General features: G+C 47.0%; 7 protein-coding genes. 1 reads left to right on the top strand and 6 read right to left on the bottom strand.

The annotated features are described in order from the left end of the window. From B7X71_RS10070 to B7X71_RS10050, 5 genes are all read right to left on the bottom strand, one after another. The coding region (locus B7X71_RS10070) for an acyl-CoA dehydrogenase family protein (protein ID WP_293600671.1) at positions 1–1,052 on the bottom strand (1,052 nt) is incomplete at its 3' end. 43 nt (positions 1,053–1,095) lie between these two features. Beyond that, on the bottom strand, positions 1,096–2,031 hold the full coding sequence (locus B7X71_RS10065; protein WP_293598760.1) for an electron transfer flavoprotein subunit alpha/FixB family protein: 936 nt from the start codon (positions 2,029–2,031) through the stop codon (positions 1,096–1,098). Beyond that, complete coding sequence (locus B7X71_RS10060; protein WP_293600669.1) at positions 2,032–2,781, bottom strand: electron transfer flavoprotein subunit beta/FixA family protein; 750 nt, start codon at positions 2,779–2,781, stop codon at positions 2,032–2,034. Positions 2,782–2,839: 58 nt separating this feature from the next. Next, positions 2,840–4,492 (bottom strand): acyl-CoA synthetase, encoded by a 1,653-nt coding sequence (locus tag B7X71_RS10055; RefSeq protein ID WP_293600667.1) that lies wholly within the window; start codon positions 4,490–4,492, stop codon positions 2,840–2,842. A 47-nt stretch (positions 4,493–4,539) separates the two neighbouring features. Beyond that, a complete protein-coding gene (locus B7X71_RS10050; RefSeq protein WP_293600665.1) occupies positions 4,540–5,460 on the bottom strand; it encodes a histone deacetylase family protein in 921 nt (306 codons plus the stop codon). An 83-nt stretch (positions 5,461–5,543) separates the two neighbouring features. Between B7X71_RS10050 and mltB the strand changes: the two genes are divergently transcribed. After that, positions 5,544–6,812: a lytic murein transglycosylase B gene (gene mltB / locus B7X71_RS10045; protein WP_293600663.1), complete on the top strand. Its 1,269-nt coding sequence runs from the start codon at positions 5,544–5,546 to the stop codon at positions 6,810–6,812. 18 nt (positions 6,813–6,830) lie between these two features. Here mltB and cysM read toward each other — a convergent pair. Next, the coding region (gene cysM, locus B7X71_RS10040; RefSeq protein WP_293600661.1) for a cysteine synthase CysM at positions 6,831–7,574 on the bottom strand (744 nt) is incomplete at its 5' end.

Genomic DNA, 7,574 nt, shown 5'->3' with positions numbered 1-7,574 from the left:
CTAGATGCCTCGATATAGCCGCGCATAGTCATCAGCATCCGTTTTACATCTGGCTGATGAATAATTGCTACAGGACCTGGAGAGCCAGCTAGATCACGACTTTGCACTCGGTCTTTGGCATACTGCACCGCCTTCTGATAGGCACGCTCTGCAACCGCAATACCTTGCATACCCACTGCAAAGCGAGCTGCATTCATCATCACGAACATGTACTCCAGCCCACGATTTTCTTCGCCTACTAAATATCCAGTTGCACCACCATGATCGCCAAACTGTAAGACTGCAGTTGGGCTAGCCTTGATACCAAGCTTGTGTTCAATCGAGATACAGTGAACATCATTACGCTCACCAAGTGAGCCATCTGCATTCACCAAAAACTTTGGCACCACAAATAAAGAAATACCTTTCACACCTTCTGGAGCATCTGGCGTTCTAGCTAATACGAGATGGACAATATTTTTTGCCATGTCGTGCTCACCATAGGTGATGTAGATCTTGGTGCCAAAAATTTTGTATGCGCCATCAGTTTCAGGCACAGCACGAGCACGCACCATTGATAGATCAGAGCCTGCTTGAGGCTCCGTGAGACACATGGAGCCAGTCCACTCCTCTTGCAACTCAGGGCTTGCTGCAGTTAACAAGGCCTCAATTGCACCATCGGTCAGCATTGGGCATAAAGCAAACGATAGGCTAGCCGAATGAACCATCTCAAAACATGCTGTTGCAATGAGCTTTGGTAAGCCTTGACCACCAAACTCTGCAGGATGAACAACGCCCTGCCAACCTGCTGCAGCAAATTGCTCAAAAGCATCTTTAAAGCCAGGTGTAGTTGTAACGATGCCATCCTTTAAAGAGCTAGGATTTTGATCGCCAACCCAATTAAGGGGTGCTACAACGTCTTGATTGAATTTGGCAGACTCCTCCAAAATTGCTGGGGCTAAATCGACATCAGCACCGGCCTCAGCATAAGATGGATAAGAAACGACCTCAGATAGCCCCGCTAGCTCGTTCATCACAAATAGCATGTCTTTTACTGGGGCTACATAAGGCATAAGATTCCTATGGATTAGGTGTAAAGATAGTTAAAGGGATGTCCTAGCCAAGCAAGTTAGTCAGTTCAGGTACAGCAGTATTTAAGTCAGCAACGAGACCATAATCAGCAACACTAAAGATTGGTGCTTCAGGATCTTTATTAATTGCTACGATCACCTTAGAGTCCTTCATTCCAGCTAAATGCTGAATAGCGCCAGAGATACCTACTGCGATGTACAACTGTGGAGCAACAATCTTGCCAGTCTGGCCTACTTGATAGTCGTTTGGAACATAACCAGCATCCACTGCAGCGCGCGATGCGCCTAGGGCTGCACCTAGCTTGTCAGCCAATGGCACAACGATCTCTTGATACTTCTCGCCAGAACCTAAACCACGACCACCCGAAACGATCACTTTGGCGGCAGTTAATTCAGGGCGATCTGACTTAGTCAACTCGCGACCCACAAAAGATGATTTGCCAGAAACCTCAGCAGCCGTTTGCTTTTCTACTGCAGCAGATCCACCGCTTGCAGCAACTGGATCAAAACCGGTTGTACGAACAGTAATTACTTTGATAGGGTCAGCGGATTGCACAGTAGCAATCGCATTGCCGGCATAAATCGGGCGCTCAAAAGTATCAGTCGAGACAACCTTAGTGATATCCGATAACTGTGCAACATCTAACTTTGCAGCTACCCTTGGCAATACATTCTTACCATTGGCAGTTGCTGGTGCCAGGATGTGGCTATAACCATTAGCAATCGAAAGAATCTGCGCAGCTAAAGGCTCCGCCAGTTGATCGGCTAATGATGCAGAATCTACCTGAATCACTTTACGCACACCAGCAATTTGGGCAGCAGCCGAAGCGGCAGCATCAGCACCACTACCAGCTACTAATACATCTACCTCAGGGGAACACTGTAAAGCGGCTGCTACCGCATTGAGCGTGGCTGCCTTTAAGGATTGATTATCGTGTTCAGCAATAACAAGTGCGGCCATTTAAATCACCTTCGCTTCATTTTTAAGTTTATCTACCAAAGCCGCTACATCAGCTACCATCACACCGGCAGAGCGCTTGGGTGGCTCTTCTACTTTGAGGGTTTTAAGACGTGGGGCAATGTCTACACCAAGATCTTCGGGTTTTACAATTTCTAAAGTCTTTTTCTTTGCCTTCATGATGTTTGGCAAAGTTACATAACGCGGCTCATTTAAACGCAAGTCAGTAGTAATCACCGCAGGCAAGGTAATCGCGATTGTTTCTAAGCCACCATCTACCTCGCGGGTCACACTTGCTTTACCGTCTGCAACTAACACCTTGGAGGCAAAAGTGGCTTGCGGAATATCCATCAAGCTCGCCAACATCTGTCCAGTCTGATTGCTATCGTCATCAATTGCTTGCTTACCCAAAATTACAATCTGCACTTGTTCTTTTTCAGAAAGGGCTTTCAGAATTTTCGCAACTGCTAAAGGCTGCAACTCGGCATCAGTTTCTACCAAGATAGCGCGGTCAGCGCCAATTGCTAAAGCAGTACGCAATGTTTCCTGACATTGAGTTGGGCCTGCAGAAACTACCACTATCTCAGTCGCAACGCCTGACTCCTTGAGTCGAACCGCCTCTTCCACTGCAATCTCATCAAAAGGATTCATACTCATTTTGACGTTCGCCAAATCGACACCGGAGTTATCTGATTTAACCCGAATTTTGACGTTGTAATCAACGACACGCTTTACTGCGACTAAGATTTTCATGCTGAATTCTCTATTTTTGAGTAACTTTTCTATTTTATCCGTCTAGCACCAATTAGAGTTAGACGTCGATTGCTGAAGCGGATCCTGCCTGCTTACGCAATTCAAACTTCTGAATCTTGCCGGTAGAGGTCTTTGGTAGCTCACAGAAAACAATGGCTCTTGGAACCTTAAAACCAGCCAGATGCTGCTTGCAATGGGCGATGATGTCAGCGGGCGTCACTTCCATACCGGGCTTGATCTCCAAAAATGCACAAGGTGTCTCGCCCCACTTATCGTCGGGCTTGGCAACTACTGCAGCTGCCATCACTGCTGGATGACGATAGAGAACATCCTCAAGCTCCACAGAGGAAATATTTTCACCGCCAGAAATGATGATGTCCTTGCTACGATCTTTCATCTTGATATAGCCATCAGGGTTCATCACTGCTAAATCACCAGAATGAAACCAGCCTCCCTCAAAGGCCTCTTTAGTTGCCTTCTCATTCTTGAGGTAACCCTTCATGGCGATATTGCCCTTAAACATAATTTCGCCCATGGTCTCACCATCAGCAGGCACAGGCTTAAGAGTCTCAGGATCAAGAACAGCAATTGCTTGTTGCATGTGATAACGAACACCTTGACGGGCATTGAGGCGAGCCCTCTCACCAATATCTACCTCATTCCACTCATCCTGCTTTACACAAACTGCTGCGGGACCGTAGACCTCAGTTAATCCGTAGACGTGCGTCAAATCAAACCCGAGCTTTTCCATGCCTTCAATAATCGAAGCTGGAGGTGCGGCGCCTGCGATTAAACCCTTCACTCCAGGAGGTACACCCTCCTTTAATTCATCGGAGGTATTGACTAAAAGGTTATGCACAATGGGAGCTGCACAGTAATGCGTAACACCGTGCTCTTTAATGGCAGCAAAAATATGTTGCGCATCAACGCGACGTAGACAGACATTAATACCTGCACGAGCAGCTATCGTCCAGGGGAAGCACCAACCATTGCAATGGAACATGGGGAGCGTCCAGAGATAAATAGGGTGCTTATTAATGTCCCAATCCAAAATATTCGAGACGGCATTAATGGCTGCGCCACGATGGTGATACACCACGCCTTTTGGATTGCCGGTAGTTCCAGAGGTGTAATTGAGGCAAATGGCTTGCCATTCATCCGCGGGGACTTGCCATGCAAACTGGGGGTCGCCCTCAGATAAGAGCTTCTCATAAGTCAGTGCGCCTAACTTTTCACCAGGAACATCAAACTCATTTTCCTCGACATCAATTACTAAAAACTCACGGCCACTTTCTTTCTTCGCGATCTCAAGGGCTTTTTTCATCACTCCCGAGAATTCGGGATCCACCATCACCACTTTTGCTTCACCATGATTCAACATAAAGGCAACTGACTCTGGATCAAGGCGTGTGTTTAGGGCATTCAATACTGCTCCAGCCATCGGGATTCCGAAGTGCGCCTCAACCATTGGGGGCGTATTAGGTAACATCACGGCAACGGTATCGCCCAAGCCAATTCCATGCTTTTGCAGAGTGCTTGCTAGGCGACGACAACGCTCATAAGTCTGGCTCCAAGTCTGGCGCAGCTTGCCATGAACGATTGCCAAGCGATCTGGATACACCTGTGCTGATCGCTCAAGAAATAATAGTGGGGTAATCGGAGTGAAGTTGGCTGAGTTTCGCTCTAAACCTTGCTCAAAAATATTAGCCATATGCGCCTTAAAGATTGGTCTTTTTTAATCTGAACTGCTAATTTCTCTTAAATATCTGCGAGTGCTTTAACATGCGCAACCACACTGCGGCCCAAAGCAGAAAGGTTATAGCCACCCTCTAGGCAACTGACAATGCGACCTTGAGCATATTGGTTTGCAATCCCCTTGAGCTGCTTAGTCATCCAAGCATAATCATCCTCTACCAAGCCCATCTGCCCCAAATCATCCTCGCGATGAGCATCAAAGCCTGCAGAGATGATGATGAGCTCTGGCTCAAAGTCTCGTAAACGCGGCAACCACTGTTCTTCCACTATCGATCGCACCACATCACCACGTGTAGATGCAGGAAGTGGAACATTCACCATATTGTTTGCCCCATCTAAGCCGCTGTAGGGATAAAACGGGTGCTGAAAGAAACTACACATCAGCACATTAGGATCATTAAAGAATGCTGCTTCAGTACCATTACCGTGATGGACATCGAAATCAATAATGGCGACACGCTCAATGCCATACTCTTCCATGGCATATCGTGCTGCTACTGCTACATTATCAAAAACACAAAATCCCATAGAGCGGGTTGGCTCCGCATGGTGACCTGGCGGGCGCACCGCACAAAACACATTTTCAACTTCACCCTTCATAACCGCATCCACACCGGCAATGGCAGCACCTGCAGCACGCAAAGCGGCGCTCCAAGTATGAGGGTTCATAATAGTGTCACCATCGAGCATGAAGTAACCGCTAGCAGGCGAACGCTCTTTAACAAAGGCGATATGATCTGGGCTGTGAACTAACTCCAATTGGTCTTCAGTTGCTAATGGCGCATCTAAATGATGCAGAAAACGATCTACACCGCTGCGAATCAGCTGATCATTAATTGCCTGAATGCGCTCTGGGCACTCGGGGTGATGACTACCCATCTCATGCTTTAGAAAGTCTGGATGAGTTATGTATCCTGTTGTCATTACTAGAAATCCTCAATAGCAAAACTATAATTTTTATAATTTAATTAAACCTAGCAGAACATCAAAAACCCACTTTCTTATCCATGAATTTTCGCATCTCCAATCTCACATCAATACTATTCATAACCCTACTTCTAGGGGCATGCTCCAGCATCCCCACTCAGCAAGTTAGCCCTACAGAGACTATCGTAAACCAGACTGAAGATGTCGCAACAGAAGCCCGTTTTAGCCAAAATCTCAATGAATTAATCGCTCAAATTGCCCAAACCCAGGGAATCCCTCAGACCAGCCTTGAATTGGGTTTCTCTGATGCTAAAACGATCCCTTCCATACGCAAATTGGTATTACCCCCATCGGGCAGCTTTAAAAAGAATTGGGTCGCCTATCGCAAGCGTTTTATTGAGCCAGTTCGCCTGAAAGCTGGCAAGGTCTTTTGGGAGCAAAACCAGGCATTCTTAAGCAAGGTTGAGCAAGAATCAGGCGTCCCAGCTGAAATCATCGTCTCCATTATTGGTATTGAAACCATTTATGGCCGTCAAACCGGTAATTTCCGGGTCAAGGATGCACTTTCTACATTAGCTTTTAGCTACCCAGATACACCCAACAAAGCCAGTCGAGAGCAGCTCTTTAAAGACCAACTGCAAGAACTCATCCTGATGTGCTGGACTGAAGTGGGTGGCAGCTTGCCCGCCAATAATAGCCAGCAAGGATTGAATCAAACTCGCTTTAATGCCTGCCTAAATCAGAACAGCTCCTATGCTGGTGCGATTGGTCTGCCACAGTTCATGCCAAGTAGTATTCGCAGCTTCGCAGTAGATGGCGATGGTGATGGGCGCATTGACCTTAAACAAAGTCCTAAGGATGCTATTGCTAGCGTGGCTAACTTTATGAGAAAGCATGGCTGGCAACCTGGAATGCCGATTTACTTCCCTGTTCAGGAAGGGGCAGTCAGTGAGGCGAGAGCGCTAGCAGATGGAGAGCCACAACTCAAATACTCGGTTCAAGAGCTCATCGCAAAAGGCATCCTCACTAAAGAGCAAGGCGATCTTCAGGCTGGGGGTGTTGAACCACAAAGCAAGGCCCTCATTGTTGATCTACCTTACCCCGATAAAGACGGTAGCGATCAGGTTCGTTACGTCGTTGGACTCAATAATTTTCTGACGATTGTGCAATACAACCGCAGTTACTTTTACGCACAAAGTGTTGCTGAGTTTGCAGAAGTGCTAGGCTATAAAAATCAGAGTGTCGTTCCCACTACCGCAAGTAAAGCGAAGTCAGAAACAAAGTCAGAGGAGCCGGTCAAATCCAAACCGAAGAAGCCTGCTAGTAAGAAAAAACAAAAACAAGCTTAATAGCTTAGATTGAATGTATTACGCTGGGAAAACCCCAGTAGAAAGATAACGGTCGCCACGGTCGCAGACAATAAAGACAATCGTGGCATTTTCTACTTGGCGAGCAATTCGTAAGGCAACAACCAAAGCCCCGCCAGCTGAAATACCGCAGAAGATACCCTCTTCAGCAGCAAGGCGACGGGCCATCTCTTCAGCATCCGCTTGGCTTACATACTCAATACGATCAACCTTGTCGCCCTGATAAATCTTTGGCAGATACTCTGGAGCCCACTTACGAATACCAGGAATCTGCGAACCCTCTTCCGGTTGAGCGCCAATAATCTGAATATTGGGATTCATGGACTTGAGATAGGTAGAAACTCCGGTAATGGTTCCAGTAGTACCCATCGAGGAAACAAAGTGGGTAACTTGACCATCAGTATCACGCCAGATTTCTGGGCCAGTAGTCTCGATGTGAGCGCGTGGATTATCCGGATTCGCAAATTGATCTAACAATCTACCGCGACCCTCTTTCTGCAATTGCAGCGCATAGTCACGGGCAAATTCCATGCCGCCAGAAGCTGCCGTCAAAATTAACTCAGCACCATAAGCAGCCATACTTTGTCGACGCTCAATACTTTGGTTTTCAGGCATAACCAAAACCATCTTGTAACCCAACATCGCAGCAGTCATCGCTAAAGCAATACCAGTGTTACCGCTAGTTGCTTCAATGAGAGTGTCGCCGGGTTTGATTTCGCCTCGCTCTTGAGCACGCAGGATCAT

Source organism: Polynucleobacter sp. 39-46-10 (genome assembly GCF_002282275.1).
This window is presented reverse-complemented; position numbering and strand designations above follow the sequence as displayed.

Bases quoted from the DNA above. Each gene is read 5' to 3' on its own strand.
- B7X71_RS10065 (WP_293598760.1), bottom strand. From the start codon at position 2,031: ATGGCCGCACTTGTTATTGCTGAACACGATAATCAATCCTTAAAGGCA.
- B7X71_RS10060 (WP_293600669.1), bottom strand. From the start codon at position 2,781: ATGAAAATCTTAGTCGCAGTAAAGCGTGTCGTTGATTACAACGTCAAA.
- B7X71_RS10055 (WP_293600667.1), bottom strand. From the start codon at position 4,492: ATGGCTAATATTTTTGAGCAAGGTTTAGAGCGAAACTCAGCCAACTTC.
- B7X71_RS10050 (WP_293600665.1), bottom strand. From the start codon at position 5,460: ATGACAACAGGATACATAACTCATCCAGACTTTCTAAAGCATGAGATG.
- mltB (WP_293600663.1), top strand. From the start codon at position 5,544: ATGAATTTTCGCATCTCCAATCTCACATCAATACTATTCATAACCCTA.